The organism is Pseudonocardia yuanmonensis, assembly GCF_039542425.1.
In the GTDB taxonomy this organism is placed as follows: domain Bacteria; phylum Actinomycetota; class Actinomycetes; order Mycobacteriales; family Pseudonocardiaceae; genus Pseudonocardia; species Pseudonocardia yuanmonensis.
On record NZ_BAABIC010000011.1, the window covers coordinates 216,836 to 233,299 of the forward strand.

Genomic DNA, 16,464 nt, shown 5'->3' on the forward strand with positions numbered 1-16,464 from the left:
GTGATCGCAGTCGTACGCCCCCGGGTGACGGCGGCACGTGCCCGACACGCGTCGCCGTCCCCCGTCCGAGCGGCCCCAGGGTGGCAATCCCCGGTTCGAGGTCGCCCGATCCGGCGACGCTGCCCCCATGCCGTCACCGAGCGCGATCAGGGTGGGAAGCAGTCCCGACACAGGGCTCTGGCCAGCACGAACACCTCCTTCCCATGATTCGCCCGTCCCGCCGGGTGATCATCAGGAGGCTTGCCGTGCGGAAGAAGATCGCGCTCTCGCTCGTCGCGGTGGCGACCGGCGGGAGCGTCGCCGTCCTCGGAGCGGGAACGGCGTCGGCCGCGCCCGTGGCCGACCAGCTACCCCCCGTCGCGGTACCGGCGGTACCTGTGGTGCCGGCCGTGCCGGAGACGCCGGTGGGTGCGCTGCTGAACAACGTCCTGCAGGGGCTGCAGGGGCTGCTGCCCGGGTTGCTCGGCGGGGTGGTCCCGCCCGACCCGGCGGCCGTGACGCCGGTGGCGCTGCCGGTCGACGCCGGCGCGGTGGCCGCGGATCCGGCCGCGGGTGTTCCGGCCGGCGGTGTTCCGGCCGGCGGTGTTCCGGCCGGCGGTGTTTCGGCCGGCGGTGTTCCGGCCGCGGGTGTTCCGGCCGCCGGGCTCCCGGCCGGGGGTGATCCGGCCGTAGCCGCTCCCGCGGCGGGCGATCCGGCCGCCGGGCTTCCCGCAGCGAACGACCCGGCCGCAGGAGACCCCGCGGCGGCTGCGCCGGCCGCGGCCGCTCAGCAGGAGGTGACCTCCGCCGCCCCCGGCCAGCTCCCGCCGCTGCCCGCCCCGCCGGCGGTCCCGGACCCCGGCGCGGCCCTGCCCGTCGCCCCCGCCCTTCCCGATCCGGCCGATCCGGCCCTTCCCGATCCGGCGCTGCCCGTCGACGCGCCGGTCGTGCCCCCGCTCCCGGTCGACCCGGCCCTCCCGCCGGTGCCCGACCCGGCCGCCGCGCTCCCGGCCGACCCCGCGCTGCCCGTCGACGCCCCGGCCGTACCGCCCCTGCCTGTCGACCCGGCCCTCCCGCCCGTGCCCGGCTCGGCGTCGGCGCCCGCCGCCGCGGCTGCCCCGGGCGCCGCTCAGCAGGAGGTGGCCCCGACCGCTCCCGCCCAGCTCCCGCCGCTGCCCGCCCCGCCGGCGGTGCCGGACCCCGGCGCAGCCGTACCCGTCGCGCCCGCCCTTCCGGCCCTTCCCGATCCGGCCCTTCCCGATCCGGCGCTGCCCGTCGACGCGCCGGCCGTGCCCCCGCTCCCGGTCGACCCGGCCCTCCCGCCGGTGCCCGACCCGGCCGCCGCGCCCCCGGCCGACCCCGCTCTGCCCGTCGACGCCCCGGCTGTACCCCCGCTCCCGGCCCCCGCAGTGCCCGCGGTCCCCGAGCCCGCAGTGCCGCCGGTCCCGCCCGCACCCGCCGCCCCGGCCCCGCCCGCGCCGACGGGCTGAGCTCCCTCGCCTTAGGGGGTCGCTCCAGCTGCACCGACGGGGCCGAGCTCCCTCGGCGTAGGGGGTGTCGCTCCGGCTGCGCCTGCGGGCTGAGCTCCCTCGTCGAAGGGGGTGTCGCTCCGGCTGCGCCGGCGGCCGGAGCTCCGACTCGCCGTCGCGGTGACCGGCTGAGGCCTTCCGCCTGCGCCGACCCGCACACCAACTCGTGGCCCGGTCGCCCGGCTCCTCGGCGACCGGGCCGCGTCACGCCTGGACTTCGCGGCCGCCATGCTCCCCCAGGCATCGCGCTGCGACATGATCGCCAGATGTGGCACCTTTCCGGCCGCCCGTGGCCGGGAGATACCGCTGTCGGTGATCACCGCGTCAACGGACGCGCCGGCGCGTTCTGACGAAGCGGGTCGACCCTCATGATCGTTCCGAGAGTCACGCGACAGTCATCCAACCAGCGCTCCCGTACCGCTCGCGCCGATCACGAACAGAATCTGGACAGGATTTCGGACCTGACCCCGATCTGCCGAAATCAGGGCTCGCCATGATCGTCGTCAGTGTGACGAGACGGTCGATCACACGGCTGTCGCGTACCACTCGAAGCGATCATGAGCCGCCTTCATTGCCCTGTACGCGTCGATTCCGCCTCGGTGGGAGCTGACCCCGACTCGCGGAAGCCCACAGCCCGACTCGCGGAAGCCCACAGCCCGACTCGCGGAAGCCCACAGCCCGACTCGCGGAAGCCCACGGCCCGACTCGCCGAAGCTCACAGCCCGACTCGCGGTGCAGCAACTCCCGACTCGCGGTGCAGGAACTCCCGACTCGCGATGGCCCTGCCCTCGGGGCCGGAGGCGGGTCAGTCCACGCGGGTGTCGGCGAAGCCGTTCTCCAACGCGAGCATGACCTCGTCCAGCAGGTCCCGGAGCTCGACGTCGTCCGACCGGAGCCACTGCTCGTAGGCGGAGAGGGCGGCGCCGAGGCAGACGTGGCCGAGGGTGCGCGGGAGCAGGGCGGTGGCGGGTTGCCCCAGCCGCGCCCCCGCGTAGTCCGCGACCACCCGCCGCCACTCGGCGTACCGCAGCGTCGAGTGGGCCTGCAGCGTGGGTGTCTCGAGGATCAGCCGCAGCCGTTGCCGGTGCCAGGGCTGCTCGGCCGCCGGGACGTCGTTGAAGTCGAGGACCGTGGCCCGGATCCCCTCCATGACCGGCACGTCCGGGGGCAGCGCGGCGAACCGCTCCCGCATGCGCTCGAGCATGTCGTCGAACGCACCCCACGGGACGTCGTTCTTCGAGGCGTAGTAGCGGAAGAAGGTGCGCCGGCCGATCCCGGCGGCGTGCGCGACGTCGTCGACCGTCGTGGTGTCGAACCCGCGCTCGGTGAACAGGTCCAGGGCGATGTGTTCGATCTCCGAGCGGCTCGTCACCGGCCGGCGTCCGGCGCGGCGCGGGCCCGTCCCGTGATCCTCAGCGACAGCGGACATCGACCCTTCCTCCGCCCGGGGACGCCGGGCTAACGTCGGTGAGACCGGGCTCACCGCGGTGCCCGTCGTCGAGGTCATCGTACGACCGGCCGCCGCGGTTACCGCCCGGTGCAGTGCGAGCAGTCGTCTAACAATCGGTCGACAGTCGGCAACGACGCCGGAAGGAGCACCACGTGGGCAAGCTGGAGGGCAAGGTCGCCCTGGTGACCGGAGCCGCACGCGGGCAGGGCCGCAGCCACGCGCTGCGGCTCGCCGAGGAGGGCGCGGACATCATCGCCGTCGACATCTGCGCGCAGGTGGAGACGGTCGCCTACCCCATGTCGACCAAGGAGGACCTGGACGAGACGGTCGCCGAGGTCGAGAAGCTGGACCGCCGGATCGTGGCCCACGTGGCCGACGTCCGGGACGAGAAGGCGCTCGCCGCGGCGGTCGCGGACGGCGTCGCCACGCTCGGCGGGGTCGACATCGTGCTGGCCAACGCCGGCATCGCGTCCATCGGGACCGCCGAGGACGGCAACGAGGCCGCCGTCTTCCGCACGCTGATCGACATCAACCTCACGGGCGTCTGGAACACCGTGCACGCCGCCGCGCCCACGATGATCGAGCAGGGCCGGGGCGGCGCCGTCGTGCTGACCAGCTCCACCCAGGGTCTCACGGGCCGGGGCGGCAACGGCACCGCGTCGATGGACGGGTACTGCGCGTCCAAGCACGGCGTCGTCGGGCTGATGCGGACCTTCGCGCACTGGCTCGCCCCGCACAACATCCGTGTGAACAGCATCCACCCGACCGGCGTGAGCACCCCGATGATCGTGAACCCGGTCGTCGAGCGGTTCCTGGCCGAGTCCGCGGACGTCGGCGACGCCCTCGCGAACCTCATGGACGTCCCCACCGTCGAGCCGCGCGACATCAGCAACGCCATCGTCTGGCTGGTGTCCGACGAGGGCCGCTACGTCACCGGCACCACCCTGCCCGTCGACGCCGGGTTCACGGTCCGATGAGCGGCCGCGTGGAGGGCAAGGTCGCCTTCATCACCGGCGCCGCCCGCAATCAGGGCCGCAGCCACGCCGTCCGGCTCGCGGAGGAGGGCGCGGACATCATCGCGGTCGACATCTGCGAGCCCGTGCCGAGCATCGAGATGTACCCGCCGGCCACCGAGGAGGACCTGGCGCAGACGGCGAAGCTGATCGAGGACCTCGACCGCCGGGTGGTCACCGCGAAGGTCGACGTCCGGGACTCCGCCGCCCTGCAGGCCGCGGTCGACGCCGGGGTGGCCGAGCTCGGGCGGCTGGACATCGTGTGTGCCAACGCCGGGGTGTTCGAGATCCAGCCGGCGCTCGAGCTCACGGACGCCGCCTGGCGCGAGATGATCGACATCAACCTGACGGGGGTGTGGAACACCTGCCGCGCGGCCCTGCCGCACCTCGTGCAGGGCGGCCGCGGCGGCTCGATCGTGATCACCAGCTCCACCGCGGGGTTGAAGGGCGTGCCCAACACCGTCCACTACACGGCGGCCAAGCACGGCGTCGTCGGGATCATGCGGACGCTCGCGAACGAGTTCGCCCCGCACTCGATCCGCTGCAACACCGTGCACCCGACCGGCGTCGACACGGTCATGATCCAGAACGAGAAGACCTGGGGCCTGTTCCAGCCGGACGACCCGCACCCCACGCGGGAGTCCGCCGCCCCGATCTTCGAGTCGACGAACGCGCTGCCGGTGCCGTGGGTCGACCCGATCGACATCTCCAACGCGATCCTCTTCCTCGCCTCGGACGAGGCCCGCTACATCACCGGGGTGACGTTGCCGGTCGACGCCGGCTTCACGATCAAGTGAGGTCGCGCGGCGGTCGGTGACGGCGGGGCCGGGGGCGCGGCGGCGCCCCCGGCCCCCGACGCCGTCACGGGCTGTCCCGGCGGGGGCACACGGAGCGTCGGCGCCCGTGCCCCGACGGTGGCGGTCCTACCGCCCGGCCGTCGGAATCGGACGCATCGCCGATACGGACCTGATTTTGTCGGTGGGACCGGGCACACTCTCGCGGGTGAGGCCGGACACTCCCACTCCGGCCCGCCGAGCCGAGGGGGGACCCGGGTCATGAGCGCGACGACGACCACGTCGGCCGCGGTGTCGACGCCACCGGACCGCGCGGAGCTGGAGGCGCAGCTGGAGCGCTTCCGCGCCGAGCTGACCGGCTACAGCTACCGCATGCTCGGTTCCTCGTTCGAGGCCGAGGACGCGGTGCAGGAGACGATGATCAGGGCCTGGCGGGCCCTGGACAAGTTCGACGGGCGGTCGTCGCTGCGTTCCTGGGTGTACCGGATCGCCACGAACGTCTGCATCGACGCGCTGAACGGGCGCAAGCGCCGTGCCGTGCCGATGGACTTCGGCGGGCCGTCCGAGCCGAGGATCGAGAACATGCGCGAGCCGCTGCCGGACGACACGTGGCTCGAGCCGATGCCCGACGCGCGGGTCACCCCGTCCGGCTCGGACCCGGCGGACACCGCGGTGGCCCGGGAGTCGATCCGGCTGGCGTTCGTGGCGGCGCTGCAGCACCTGCCGCCGAAGCAGCGGGTCGTGCTGATCCTGCGCGAGGTGCTGTGCTGGAAGGCTGCCGAGGTGGCCGAGCTGCTGGGCACGTCGGTGGCCTCGGTGAACAGCGCCCTGCAGCGGGCCCGGGCCACGCTCGACGACCGGGGGGTCGGCGGCGCGGACGACGCGGCGGCCTCCCCGCCCCCCGAGGACCACGTGGAGCTGCTCGCCAAGTACGTCGCGGCGTTCGAGAGCTACGACATGCAGGCGCTGGTGGCGCTGCTGCACGAGGACGCCGAGCAGAACATGCCGCCGCTCGAGCTCTGGCTCAAGGGCCGGGACGACATCCTCGCCTGGATGCTGGGCCCCGGTGCGGAGTGCCGCGGCTCGCGCATGCTGCCCACCTTCGCCAACGGCGCTCCGGCGTTCGGGCAGTACCGGCTGCACCCGGACGGGGTGCACCGGCCGTGGGGCCTGCAGGTGCTACGTATCGAGGGCGACCGGATCGCCGGGATCAGTACGTTCCTCGACGCCAAGCTGTTCGAGTTCTTCGGGCTGCCGATGGAACTCCCGCCCGGTTCCTGACCGTTTCCCGTCGTTTCCGCGATCTCGACGAGAAAGTGCGGGGAACGCGATGGGAAAGGGCCGAGAACGCAGGGACGCACCGGACCCGAGATCGGGTCCGGTGCGTCATCCCCGGTGGGACGCCGAGCTCAGTGCGTCACTTCTGCCAGATGCCCTGGACGTCGCCGGCGTCGCAGGAGGTGCTCTGCGGGGCGGCGTCGTTGACGGCCTGGCCGCCCAGGATGCCCAGGACGCTGAGCGCCGCGTCGACGTCCACGCCGCAGACGTTGACGTTCTTGAGGACCTCGGCGTCGTTCAGGGCGTTCACGGCGATCAGGCCGTTGGCGGACGAGCCGCCGTCGCTGATCAGACCGATGTTCTTGACGTCGTTGTCGGCCTCGTGGTGGCCGTGGCCCTTGTCACCGGCGAACGCGAGCGGGGACACCGCAACGAGGCTCGCAGCGACGCCGACGGTGACGATCCCAGCCTTCTTCAGCACAGTGCTTCTCCTGTTACGTACGGGGATCCGGTTCATGGACCCATCGTGTTTCAGCGTGTGACTTGGGGAGCCCCGCTGATGACGGAAAAGCTATCCGCACCACGACCGAACTACCGAGCCGTCTACCACTATCGTGTGTACGGCATTACTTTGCGTCAGGATACTGGTCTCTTCGGGCACGGATGCCCTCCGATGTCAATCTCTTCCATCCGAACGTCGTCACTCTTTGCAGTGAATCATGACTCGTTCAGCCGCATATCCTTTTGCGGTGTCACTCTTGGTGACGCACCGTCCCCGACCCGGGAACGGGCGCCCCACGATCGGGCACACCTCGCGGACCCGGAATCGGGCGATTCGGCCGGGCAGAGGTGCGCGGGGTGAGCGAAAGGCAGTCACCGCGTGCGACCGGGGACACAACGGGTCGCCCGCCGTTCGCCCGCCGCTCCGTACCGGTGATCGCCGCGCTGCTCGTCGTGGTCCTGCTGGTGGCGGCGGGCGGTTACGGTTACCACCGGGACGAGCTCTACTTCCTCGCCGCCGGCCGGCACCCCGCCTGGGGCTACGTGGACCAGGGCCCGCTCACGCCGCTGCTCGCCCGGCTGGCCACGGCCCTCGCCGGGGACTCGCTGGTCGTTCTGCGGGTGCTGCCCGCGTTGTTCATGGGTCTGCTCGTGGTGGTCACGGCCCTGCTCGCCCGCGAGTTCGGCGGCGGACGCGGCGCGCAGGCCCTCGCCGCGGGCTGCACGGCGGTGTCGGCGATCGTGCTGCAGACCGGCCACCTGCTCTCCACTACCACGTTCGACCTGCTGGTGTGGGCCGTCGTCGCCTGGCTCGCGGTGCGGGCGCTGGGCACGGGCGGCCCGCCGTGGCTACTCGTCGGGCTCGCCGCGGGGATCGGGCTGCAGAACAAGCCGCTCGTGGCGTTCCTGCTGCTCGGGCTCCTCGTCGGGCTGGTGGTCGCGGGGCCGCGGCAGCCGCTGCGCGATCCGTGGTTCTGGGGCGCGGGCCTGCTCGCCCTCGCGCTGTGGACCCCGTACCTCGCGTGGCAGGCGGTGCACGGCTGGCCGCAGCTGGAGCTCTCCGGCGCGATCGCGGCGGGCGGGTCCACCTCCAGCGAGCCCTGGTGGCTCGTCGTCCCCTTCCAGGTGGTGCTGGTCTCCCCGCTGCTGGTGCCGGTGTGGGTCGCCGGGCTGGTGGCGCTCTGGCGCAGCCGCACGTACCGGCTCTTCCCCGTCGCCTACGCCGTCCTGGCGGTGCTGTTCATGGTCACCGGCGGCAAGCCCTACTACCTCTGCGGCCTCTACCCCGTGCTGCTGGCGGCGGGGGCGGCGCCGGTCCTGCGCTGGGCCCGGGCCGGGCACGGACGGGCCGGCCTCCTCGGCGCGGCCCTGGTCCTGAGCGCGCTGACCAACGCCACGCTGATGCTGCCCGTCGTTCCCGTCGCGGCGCTGCGGGACACCCCGGTCACGGCGATGGTGCCGGACGTCGGCGAGACGGTCGGGTGGCCCGAGCTCGCCGGGACGGTCGCCGGGGTGGTCGCCGCGCAGCCCGCGGGCGCTGTCGTGCTGACGCGCAACTACGGCGAGGCGGGGGCGGTACAGCGGTTCGCACCGGGAGTCCCCGTCGTCAGCGGCCACAACTCCTACGCCGACTGGGGCGTCCCCCCGGACTCGGCGGACACCTCCGTCGTCATCGGGTACGGACCCGAGGTCCTGCGGCAGTGGTTCGGGTCGGTCGAGCCCGCTGCGGTGATCGACAACGGCATCGGGCTCGACAATCAGGAGCAGGGCCGGACCGTGTGGGTGTGCCGGGACCCGGTCGCGAGCTGGACCACGCTCTGGCCGCGGATCCGACACGTCGGCTAACGGGCGCGCCGGACACGCCCCCGCGGCTTCCACACCGACAGCACCGTGGCCACCACGAGCAGGGCGACCGAGACGGAGGGCGGCATGAACAGCCGCGGGACCTCCACCGCGTCGGGCACCCCCGCGGCGAGCGCCCGCCCCTGTCGTCCCGCGTCCTCCAGCCCCGGCCGCAGCAGCACCACGATCAGGGTCACGAGCAGCAGGTTCATCACCAGCTTGAGCGCCACCCACCAGTGCCGGACCAGCCCCCACCGGGTCACGAGCCCGAGCGTGGACCCACTGACCAGGCTCAGCAACGCGACCGTGAGCAGCGGCCAGAACAGCAGCGGCAGCACCTGGTGGCAGGCCGCGGTCCAGGAGGCGTCGAGCATCGGCACGAACACCAGGACGGCGAGGGCGACGTCGAGCCCGATCCACGCCGCCGTCGCCACGATGTGCACCACGAGCACGGCGAGGCGCGCCGCCCGGGGCACGGGCAGGCGGATCGGGTCCCGCACGGCGCGCGGGCGGGCGGTCACGGTCGTCATGTCCCCTCCTCGACGGCTGCCCCGAGGGTCGCAGCGCGAGGGCCCGGGCGAATCGCACCGGCGCGGGCACCTGCGGTACCGCTCCCGTTGCTGGTCGGGGCCCCCGCCTACTCCCCCGGGCGTAGACGCGGGGGAACTCGGCCCCCCGGACGCCGCGTGACGGGCCCGCCAGTTCTCGACCTTCCGCCGCGCCAGCCCGTGGGCCTCGGCCACGAGCTCGTCGAGCAGGCCGGTGGTCCGCAGGCCCGGGTTGAGCACGCAGATCCAGTGCTGCGCGGCGTAGATCGGGTGCGGCAGGAACACGTCGAGGGCGGTGAGGTCGTCGCCGAGCGCCAGCCGTGCGTGGCGCGCCTTCGACACCCCGAGGTTGAGCCGGAAGACGCCGGGCCGGTCGAGGTGCGAGACGCTGTCGTAGCGGTCGCCGGTCACGATGGTGGCGAAGGGTTGCTTCCGCTCGTCGGGCAGGTCGCCGAGGGGGTCGTGCACGAAGAACAGGTCGCCGGCGGCCTCGAGCAGGGCAGCGCCGGGGCAGCTGGTGAGGATGTGCCGGGGCAGCTCGTCGATGTTCATGCCTTCCACCGTGTCAGCGAATGCGGATTGAGACTCCGGCGGAAACCGGCGGACGCGCTGGACCCGGCCGGGCAGACTGGGCGCATGACGGCGTCAACGCGCTCGGCGCCTCCCCTGCTCGCGGTCCCCGCCGGCCGGATCGCGCTGCGCGACGAGGGCACCCGCAGGACCTGGCAGGTGGAGGTGCCCGCGTTCCGGCTCGCGCCCGTCCCGGTGACCGTCGGGGAGTACCGCGGCGGCGACGGCCGGCTGCCGGTCACCGAGGTCTCGTGGTTCGACGCGCTGCGTTTCTGCAACGCCCGGTCGGCCGCGGAGGGTCTCCAACCCTGCTACACCCTCGGCGCCGATCCGGACGGGCTCGACGTCGAGTGGGACAGGTCGGCCACCGGCTACCGCCTGCCCACCGAGGCCGAGTGGGAGTTCGCCTGCCGGGCGGGCAGTGCGGACGTGCGGCCGGGCGAACTCGACGACATCGCCTGGTACCGCGGGAACTCCGGCGGGCACCCGCACGGGGTCGGCACGCGCGCGCCGAACGCGTGGGGCCTGCACGACATGATCGGCAACGTCTGGGAGTGGACCTGGGACCGCTTCGACACCGAGGTCTACGGCCCCTACCGCGTGTTCCGGGGCGGGGGCTGGTTCGACCCGCCCCGCGCCTGCCGCGCCTCCTGCCGCCGCAAGAGCCACCCGACCCTGAGGATCGACGACCTGGGCTTCCGCCTCGCCCGGTCCGCCTGAGAACACCGAAGGCCCCCGGCGGCGTGATTCGTCACGCCGCACTGGGGCCTGGTGGCACGGCCTTCCGGGCGGTGGGTGCGCGACCCGGGGGTCGCGTCGGCCGGCGTCGGTTAGCGGAGCGGCCCGAACGCCGCCCGCATCTCGGCCGCGAACAGCTCGGGTTCCTCCCAGGCGGCGAAGTGCCCGCCCCGGTCGACCTCGTTGAAGTAGCCGAGGCCGGGATAGACCGTCTCGACCCAGCTGCGCGGGGCGGCCCAGATCTCGCCCGGGAAGGTCGTGAAGCCGACCGGGACCGCGACCGGCGGAGGAGCCTGGCCCGCCGCGGCGGCCGCGGCCCGGACCCGTCCGAACTCCCAGTACCACCGGGCGGCCGAGGCTCCGGTACCGGTCAGCCAGTACAGCGTGATGTTGTCGAGGAGGGTGTCCCGGCCGAGGCTGCCGGCGGGTTTCCCGTCCACGAAGGCGCTGGAGATCTTGTAGTAGCTGTCCGTGTCGTGGTCGATCAACCAGGCCGCCAGCCCGACGGGCGAGTCCAGCAGGGAGTAGCCGATCGTCTGCGGCCGGGTGGACTGCTCGAGGAAGTAGCCGAAGCCGTCCGTCGTGAAGGTGGTGAGCGCCTGGTGCGCGGCACGTTCCTGCTCGGACTCAGCCGGCAGCTGGTCCTTGAGCCCGAGCGCCCCGGCGAGCAGGTTGACGTGGATGCCGAGCAGCCCGTCGGGCGCCTGGCGACCCATGGCGTCCGTGACGGAGGCGCCCACGTCGCCGCCCTGGGCGACGTAGCGCGGGTAGCCGAGGCGGTCCATCAACTCGGCCCAGGCGCGGGCGATGCGGTCGGAGTCCCAGCCGAGCTCGGCCGGCTCACCCGAGAAGCCGTAGCCGGGCAGGGACGGCAGCACCAGGTGGAAGGCGTCCTCGGCGGTGCCGCCGTGCGCGGTGGGGTCGGTCAGCGGGCCGACGGTGCCCAGCAGCTCGACGACCGAGCCGGGCCAGCCGTGCGTCATGATCAGCGGCAACGCGTCCTGGTGCGGCGACCTCACGTGGACGAAGTGGATGTCCACCCCGTCGATCTCGGTGGTGAACTGCGGCAGCGCGTTGAGCTTCGCCTCGCAGGCGCGCCAGTCGTACTCGGTCGCCCAGTAGCGGGCGAGCTCCTGGACCGTCACCAACTGCACGCCCTGGGAGCGATCCGTGACGAGCTCCCGGGCGGGCAGGCGCACGGCGCCGAGGCGGCGGCGGAGCTCCGCGAGCTGCTCCTCCGGGACGTGGACCTCGAACGGGCGCACGACCGTCCGATCGGCCTCGGGCGCGGTGCGCTGCGCGGGCACCGCTCCGGCGTCGGCGGTGCGCGAGGTGGGCTCGGTGGGCAGGGACATCGGACATCTCCGGCGGTCGGGCGTCACACGAGGGGACTCAGGCGGACGACCCCAGTGGAGGCTCCGCACCTCCGCCTCACCCGCACCGAATGACCGGGCGCAGAGCACGGACGCCGGACGGGGGTGTAAGGGCCGTCCAGTGGTTTCGACCTGGAGACGCAGTGGCCCGTCGGCCTTCTGAACCGTGGATGTCCCGCCGCTCGCCCTGAGCGTCTCGGGACGAGCCGGGCCGAGCGGCACGTCCTCAAGATCGGAACGGTATTACTATACCGACGCGTGCTAGGGTTCCGGTATAACTATACCGACCTGGGACGCGAGGTAGTCGTGATCGAACTGAAGACGCCTGCGGAGATCGAACGCATGCACGTGGCCGGGCGTTTCGTCGCCGAGGTGCTCACCGAGGTCGGCCGGCTCGCCGACGTGGGCGTCAATCTCCTGGACCTCGAGCACCACGTGCGCGGCATGATCGAACGGCGTGGGGCGGAGTCGTGCTACTGGGACTACGCCCCGTCCTTCGGGCGCGGCCCGTTCCGCAACGTCATCTGTCTGGCGGTCAACGACGCCGTCCTGCACGGCCTCCCCCACGACTACACGCTGCGCGACGGCGACGTGCTCACCGCGGACATCGCCGTCGGCATCGACGGCTGGGTGGCCGACTCGGCGCGCACGGTCGTCGTCGGCACCGCCGCCGAGGAGGACCTGCGGATCGTCCGCGCCACCGAGGAGGCCTTGGAGGCGGCGATCGGGATGGCGCGCCCGGGCAACCGGCTGGGCGACATCTCGGCGGCCATCTGGGCGGTGGCCCAGGACCACGGCTACCCGGTCAACGACGAGTTCGGTGGTCACGGCATCGGCCGCACGATGCACGAGGACCCCCACGTCCCCAACAGGGGCCGGGCAGGCCGCGGCCTGAAGCTCCGCCCGGGACTGACCCTCGCGCTCGAACCCTGGTTCGCCCGGACGACCGACCAGATCGTCCACGACGCCGACGGGTGGACCATCCGGTCCGCCGACGGCTCGCGCACGGCCCACTCCGAGCACACGGTCGCGATCACCGAGGATGCCCCGTTGGTGCTCACCCGGCGCGAGTCGGAGGATCCCGGTGCGACACCCGAGCGTTCCGGGGAGAGCCAGGCTGGGAGAAGCGCCTGGTGAGAAGGTGTGGCCAGGGGCGGGGTCGAACCGCCGACCTTCCGCTTTTCAGGCGGACGCTCGTACCAACTGAGCTACCTGGCCCTGGCTCCGGAGAACCGAGAGAGTGGAGCGACCCAGACGGGACTCGAACCCGCGACCTTCGCCGTGACAGGGCGACGCGCTAACCAACTGCGCCACTGGGCCTTGCTTATGGACTTACCGTACCCCCAACGGGATTCGAACCCGCGCTGCCGCCTTGAAAGGGCGGAGTCCTAGGCCGCTAGACGATGGGGGCTCGGATCACCGCTGGTGTTCCTCGACCTCCAACGGCTGTCCGTTGGGAGCGAGGAAAGCATATGACACGCCCTCACGCCGCCCCAAATCGCCCCCCACCTACCGCGTTCCCGCAGGTCAGACGCCATGCGGAGGCCCCGATCGGGCCGGTTCGGCCCGGTCGGGGCCCAGTGTGACCTGCGGTACACCTTCAGCGGCAGACCGGCGGCGGCAGGTCCGGGTTGGCGGAGACCAGGCCGAGCATGTCGAGCAGCAGCCGGAGGTCGTCCGGGTCCTGCGAGTTCTCCGCGACCACGAGCCGAGCGCGGTGCACCTCGTCGTCCGAGACCCGGTAGGCGTCGGCCGCGCTGCGTGGGCCCGGGATCGCCCCGGACGCCCGGTCCTCACCGCCACCGGCGACCCCGTTCGCGACCCCACCGACGGAACTGCCCCTCACGCTGTCGATCCCGCTCAACGACGTCTCCCCTTCGGTCGCGACCCCTGGCGGCCCGGGGCGCCCCAGGGCGGAGACGGGCACGGCGGGACGCACGACCGCCGATCCCCCGACCGGCGCCGCGTCCCGTGACCGGCGCACACCCTGCGGCCACCCCCGTGGCCGTGGCCGGAACGTTACCCATCCGAGACCCGCCCCGCATGCCCCTTCCCGGGTGAGGACGGCGACGGTGCGTCACACCATCGCCACGGTGCGAACACCCGCACCCGCCGGACCCACGTACCCCCTCGGGGTATACTCGCCCCCGAGAGCGACACACGGGCGACCCGAGGAGGAACGCGATGCCCGGTTACTCCGACGCCCGCGAGGCCCATCTGCGCCGGCTGCGGCGCATCGAGGGCCAGATCCGCGGCCTGCAGCGCATGGTGGACGACGACGTGTACTGCATCGACGTGCTCACCCAGGTCTCCGCGGCCACCCGCGCGCTGCAGTCCTTCGCTCTCGAGCTGCTCTCCGAGCACATGGCGGGGTGCGTCGTCGACGCGGCCCGCAACGACCCCGAGGAGGGCGCGGCGAAGGTGAAGGAAGCCGCCGACGCCATCGCCCGGCTCGTCAAGTCCTGACCACGGTTCTGATCACCCGCACCCGGGAGGCTCCCCCATGAGCGTCGAGACCCCGTTCCGCACCACCGTCACGGTCGTCGGCATGACCTGCGGGCACTGCACCAGCTCGGTGCAGGAGGAGGTCGGCGAGGTCGCCGGCGTCCGCTCGGTCGAGGTCGACCTGGCCAGCGGCGCCGTCACGGTCACCGCCGACCGGGAGGTCGGCCGCGCGGAGATCGAGGCGGCGGTCGTCGAGGCCGGCTACTCACTGGCCTGAGCCCGCCCGTCGCGACGGCACCCCGGAAAGGGGTGCCGTTCGTGCGTCCGGGTGACGGCCCGCCGTTACCCTCCCGGCATGGCCGGCTTCCGGGAACGACGCCCGTCGCGCCACGGCGCGCCCGCCCGCAGGGCCGCGGAGCCCGAACTCGGGCAGCACGACCCCGAGCTCGACTCCTACCTCGCCGCCCTCTCGCGCGACGCGACGCCGGGCGCCACCGAGACCACGGGTCGCTTCGGCTCCGCGCAGGTCTTCCAGCTCCGGCTGCCCGCGCTGCGCATCGAGCAGCTCCGCAGGGTGGCCGAGGAGCGCGGGACCTCCCCCGGCGCGCTGGCCACGGAGTGGGTGCTCGAACGCCTGGAGCAGGAGGACGCCCCGACGGGGCCGATGCCGGTCACCGCGGCCGAGGCGGGCCGGCGGGCCCAGCTCCGCCTCCGCCGTCGGCGCTGAGCCCGCGGCGACTCAGCGCGGCGCCGAGACCAGCACCTTCGCTGCATCGCCCTCGGCCAGGCAGGGGCTTCCCGTGAGCCGCATCGGGTCGACGGCCCCGGCCAGCGCCCGGTACCCGGCCGCCGAGAGGTGCAGGCCGTCGCCGGAGTCGAAGGCCGGGGCGAGCCGGCCGGGATCGGCGGGGTCGGCCACCGCGGCCGCGAAGTCGAAGACCCCGTCCGCGTGCGCCGGCCCCTCCGTGCGGATCCACCGGTTCACCGCCTCCCGCTGCACCACGGCGAACGGCGTGCCGTGCGCGCCGGTCGCCGAGGGCGTGATCGTGGTGAGGAAGATCCGTCGCCCGTCGGCACGGACCCGATCGGCGTAGGCGACGAGCCCCGTGACGATCTCCCCGGCGTCCCGGCCGGCGGCGAGGTCGTTGGTCCCGATGTGCAGGACGACGTCCGCGGTGCCGGGCACCGCGCCGACGTCCGTCGCGTACCTGGCCGCCGGAGCCTCCCCCGTCCCGCCGCCGAGCAGCTGGTTCGCCGAGATCCCGGCGTTGAGCACGGGCATGGCGAGCCCGCCGGTCAGCCGGCCGGCCAGCGCGTCGGACCAGCGGTCGTCCCGGTCGGGGTCGCTGCCGACGCCGTCGGTGATCGAGTCCCCGACCAGGATCACGGCGTTCTCCGCCCGCGGGGCCAGCACGTCCACCCCGGTGAGCACGAACCACGAGGAGACCGCCCGGGTGAACGGGGCGGGGTCGACCGAGTCGGCGACGTCGCCCGGCCCGGACACGTACGAGGTCTGCAGTGCGACCGGGTGCACGGCGACCCGGTCCGGCTCCGCCGGCAGGTACAGGCTGACCGCGAGCGGGGTGCCGCGCTGGGTGACGAAGGCCAGCGGGTCGCTGGCGAGCTCCTGCCCGGGCGGCACGACGATTGCGGGTGCGCCCGCGAAGAGGACCGGCCGCACGGTGCCGGGCACGAGCGCGGCGCCGGAGCCCGCCTCCGCCGCGGACACGGCGTCGATCCGCAGGGGCCGCGTGCCGAACCGGTTGGAGACCCGGATCCGCAGCTCGGAGCCGGTCGCCTGGGGCCGCACGACCATGCGCAGGGTGCGTCCGCTCAGGTCGGCGCGCTGCCCGGCCTGCGGGCTGGTCCGCCAGGCCGCCACCCACGCGGAGCCGCACGGCACCGGTCCGCCGGCGTCCTCGGCGCCCGATGCGCCGGCCGACGCGAGCGGCAGCAGCGCGACGGCGACGCCGAGCACGGCCGCGGCCGCCACCAGGCCCGCCGCGAGTCCCCGGCCTCCCCGGAACCGGTGCCGTGCGTCCACCTACACCCCTTCGCCCACCACGGATCACCCGACCGGGGCGTGCCGGCGGGCCGATCTCCTCACCCGAACGAACGATTCCGCTCGCCGCTCGGCCTATCGGCCATCCGAGTGGTGACGTTACGTCGACCACTCATGACGGTCCGTCGCCTCACCGAAGGGGCAGTTCACCGCCCCGCGCGAGGCCGGTTCGGCCTAGGGTCAGGGACCGGAAGTGGCGAGGACGTTCGGGATCGGGAGGCCGGTGTGGGCGCGTACGAGGACGTTTTCCGGGCCAGCGTGGAGGACCGGGAGGGGTTCTGGTTGCGGGCGGCGGAGGCGCTCGACTGGCACAAGGCGCCGACGAGGGCCCTGGACGACTCC

General features: G+C 73.4%; 17 protein-coding genes and 3 tRNA genes. 11 read left to right on the plus strand and 9 right to left on the minus strand.

Going from position 1 to position 16,464, the window contains the following annotated elements; all coding sequences use genetic code 11:
• Window positions 1–245: 245 nt before the first annotated feature.
• On the plus strand, window positions 246–1,469 hold the full coding sequence (locus ABD990_RS18160; protein WP_345381745.1) for a hypothetical protein: 1,224 nt from the start codon (window positions 246–248) through the stop codon (window positions 1,467–1,469).
• 844 nt (window positions 1,470–2,313) lie between these two features.
• Here the strand turns inward: ABD990_RS18160 and mftR are convergent.
• On the minus strand, window positions 2,314–2,937 hold the full coding sequence (gene mftR / locus ABD990_RS18165) for a mycofactocin system transcriptional regulator (protein ID WP_345381746.1): 624 nt from the start codon (window positions 2,935–2,937) through the stop codon (window positions 2,314–2,316).
• 173 nt (window positions 2,938–3,110) lie between these two features.
• On the opposite strand from mftR, the gene ABD990_RS18170 reads away from it, so the two are divergent.
• The 3 genes from ABD990_RS18170 (at window position 3,111) to ABD990_RS18180 (ending at window position 6,046) form a co-directional block, all read left to right on the plus strand.
• Window positions 3,111–3,935 (plus strand): mycofactocin-coupled SDR family oxidoreductase, encoded by an 825-nt coding sequence (locus ABD990_RS18170; protein WP_345381747.1) that lies wholly within the window; start codon window positions 3,111–3,113, stop codon window positions 3,933–3,935.
• A complete protein-coding gene (locus tag ABD990_RS18175; protein WP_345381748.1) occupies window positions 3,932–4,768 on the plus strand; it encodes a mycofactocin-coupled SDR family oxidoreductase in 837 nt (278 codons plus the stop codon). The genes ABD990_RS18170 and ABD990_RS18175 overlap by 4 nt, the downstream gene beginning before the upstream one ends.
• A gap of 258 nt (window positions 4,769–5,026) precedes the next feature.
• A complete protein-coding gene (locus tag ABD990_RS18180; protein ID WP_345381749.1) occupies window positions 5,027–6,046 on the plus strand; it encodes a sigma-70 family RNA polymerase sigma factor in 1,020 nt (339 codons plus the stop codon).
• 136 nt (window positions 6,047–6,182) lie between these two features.
• On the opposite strand, the gene ABD990_RS18185 is transcribed toward ABD990_RS18180, so the two are convergent.
• Window positions 6,183–6,524, minus strand: coding sequence for a hypothetical protein (locus ABD990_RS18185; protein WP_345381750.1), 342 nt, complete (start codon window positions 6,522–6,524; stop codon window positions 6,183–6,185).
• Window positions 6,525–6,901: 377 nt separating this feature from the next.
• Here ABD990_RS18185 and ABD990_RS18190 point away from each other — a divergent pair, with 377 nt between their 5' ends.
• Window positions 6,902–8,389, plus strand: coding sequence for a glycosyltransferase family 39 protein (locus ABD990_RS18190; RefSeq protein WP_345381751.1), 1,488 nt, complete (start codon window positions 6,902–6,904; stop codon window positions 8,387–8,389).
• On the opposite strand, the gene ABD990_RS18195 is transcribed toward ABD990_RS18190, so the two are convergent.
• Window positions 8,386–9,486 carry a DUF6194 family protein gene (locus ABD990_RS18195; RefSeq protein WP_345381752.1) on the minus strand — a complete coding sequence of 367 codons (1,101 nt, stop codon included), beginning with the start codon at window positions 9,484–9,486 and terminating at the stop codon, window positions 8,386–8,388. The two genes, ABD990_RS18190 and ABD990_RS18195, sit on opposite strands and share 4 nt — an antisense overlap.
• 84 nt (window positions 9,487–9,570) lie before the next feature.
• Here ABD990_RS18195 and ABD990_RS18200 point away from each other — a divergent pair, with 84 nt between their 5' ends.
• Entirely contained in the window at window positions 9,571–10,224 is a 654-nt protein-coding gene (locus tag ABD990_RS18200) for a formylglycine-generating enzyme family protein (protein WP_345381753.1), read from the plus strand.
• A gap of 110 nt (window positions 10,225–10,334) precedes the next feature.
• Here the strand turns inward: ABD990_RS18200 and ABD990_RS18205 are convergent, their stop codons facing one another.
• Entirely contained in the window at window positions 10,335–11,597 is a 1,263-nt protein-coding gene (locus ABD990_RS18205; protein ID WP_345381754.1) for an epoxide hydrolase family protein, read from the minus strand.
• A 324-nt stretch (window positions 11,598–11,921) separates the two neighbouring features.
• On the opposite strand from ABD990_RS18205, the gene map reads away from it, so the two are divergent.
• Entirely contained in the window at window positions 11,922–12,752 is an 831-nt protein-coding gene (gene map / locus ABD990_RS18210; protein ID WP_345381755.1) for a type I methionyl aminopeptidase, read from the plus strand.
• 7 nt (window positions 12,753–12,759) lie between these two features.
• Here map and ABD990_RS18215 read toward each other — a convergent pair.
• The 4 genes from ABD990_RS18215 to ABD990_RS18230 form a co-directional block, all read right to left on the minus strand.
• Window positions 12,760–12,833: transfer RNA gene (locus tag ABD990_RS18215), tRNA-Phe, on the minus strand.
• A gap of 28 nt (window positions 12,834–12,861) precedes the next feature.
• A tRNA-Asp gene (locus ABD990_RS18220) sits at window positions 12,862–12,935 on the minus strand.
• Between the two features lie 18 nt (window positions 12,936–12,953).
• Window positions 12,954–13,026: transfer RNA gene (locus tag ABD990_RS18225), tRNA-Glu, on the minus strand.
• A gap of 189 nt (window positions 13,027–13,215) precedes the next feature.
• Window positions 13,216–13,461 (minus strand): hypothetical protein, encoded by a 246-nt coding sequence (locus ABD990_RS18230; RefSeq protein ID WP_345381756.1) that lies wholly within the window; start codon window positions 13,459–13,461, stop codon window positions 13,216–13,218.
• A gap of 338 nt (window positions 13,462–13,799) precedes the next feature.
• Between ABD990_RS18230 and ABD990_RS18235 the strand changes: the two genes are divergently transcribed.
• From ABD990_RS18235 to ABD990_RS18245, 3 genes are all read left to right on the plus strand, one after another.
• The gene (locus tag ABD990_RS18235; RefSeq protein ID WP_037051449.1) at window positions 13,800–14,081 is read left to right on the plus strand and encodes a metal-sensitive transcriptional regulator; all 282 of its coding nucleotides are present in this window, start codon (window positions 13,800–13,802) and stop codon (window positions 14,079–14,081) included.
• Window positions 14,082–14,118: 37 nt separating this feature from the next.
• Window positions 14,119–14,337: a heavy-metal-associated domain-containing protein gene (locus ABD990_RS18240; protein ID WP_345381757.1), complete on the plus strand. Its 219-nt coding sequence runs from the start codon at window positions 14,119–14,121 to the stop codon at window positions 14,335–14,337.
• A gap of 78 nt (window positions 14,338–14,415) precedes the next feature.
• Complete coding sequence (locus ABD990_RS18245; protein ID WP_345381758.1) at window positions 14,416–14,787, plus strand: hypothetical protein; 372 nt, start codon at window positions 14,416–14,418, stop codon at window positions 14,785–14,787.
• A 12-nt stretch (window positions 14,788–14,799) separates the two neighbouring features.
• Here ABD990_RS18245 and ABD990_RS18250 read toward each other — a convergent pair whose 3' ends face one another.
• Window positions 14,800–16,104: a GDSL-type esterase/lipase family protein gene (locus ABD990_RS18250; RefSeq protein WP_345381759.1), complete on the minus strand. Its 1,305-nt coding sequence runs from the start codon at window positions 16,102–16,104 to the stop codon at window positions 14,800–14,802.
• A gap of 132 nt (window positions 16,105–16,236) precedes the next feature.
• Between ABD990_RS18250 and ABD990_RS18255 the strand changes: the two genes are divergently transcribed.
• On the plus strand, window positions 16,237–16,464 hold a 228-nt coding region (locus ABD990_RS18255; RefSeq protein WP_345381760.1), incomplete at its 3' end, for an acetyl-coenzyme A synthetase N-terminal domain-containing protein.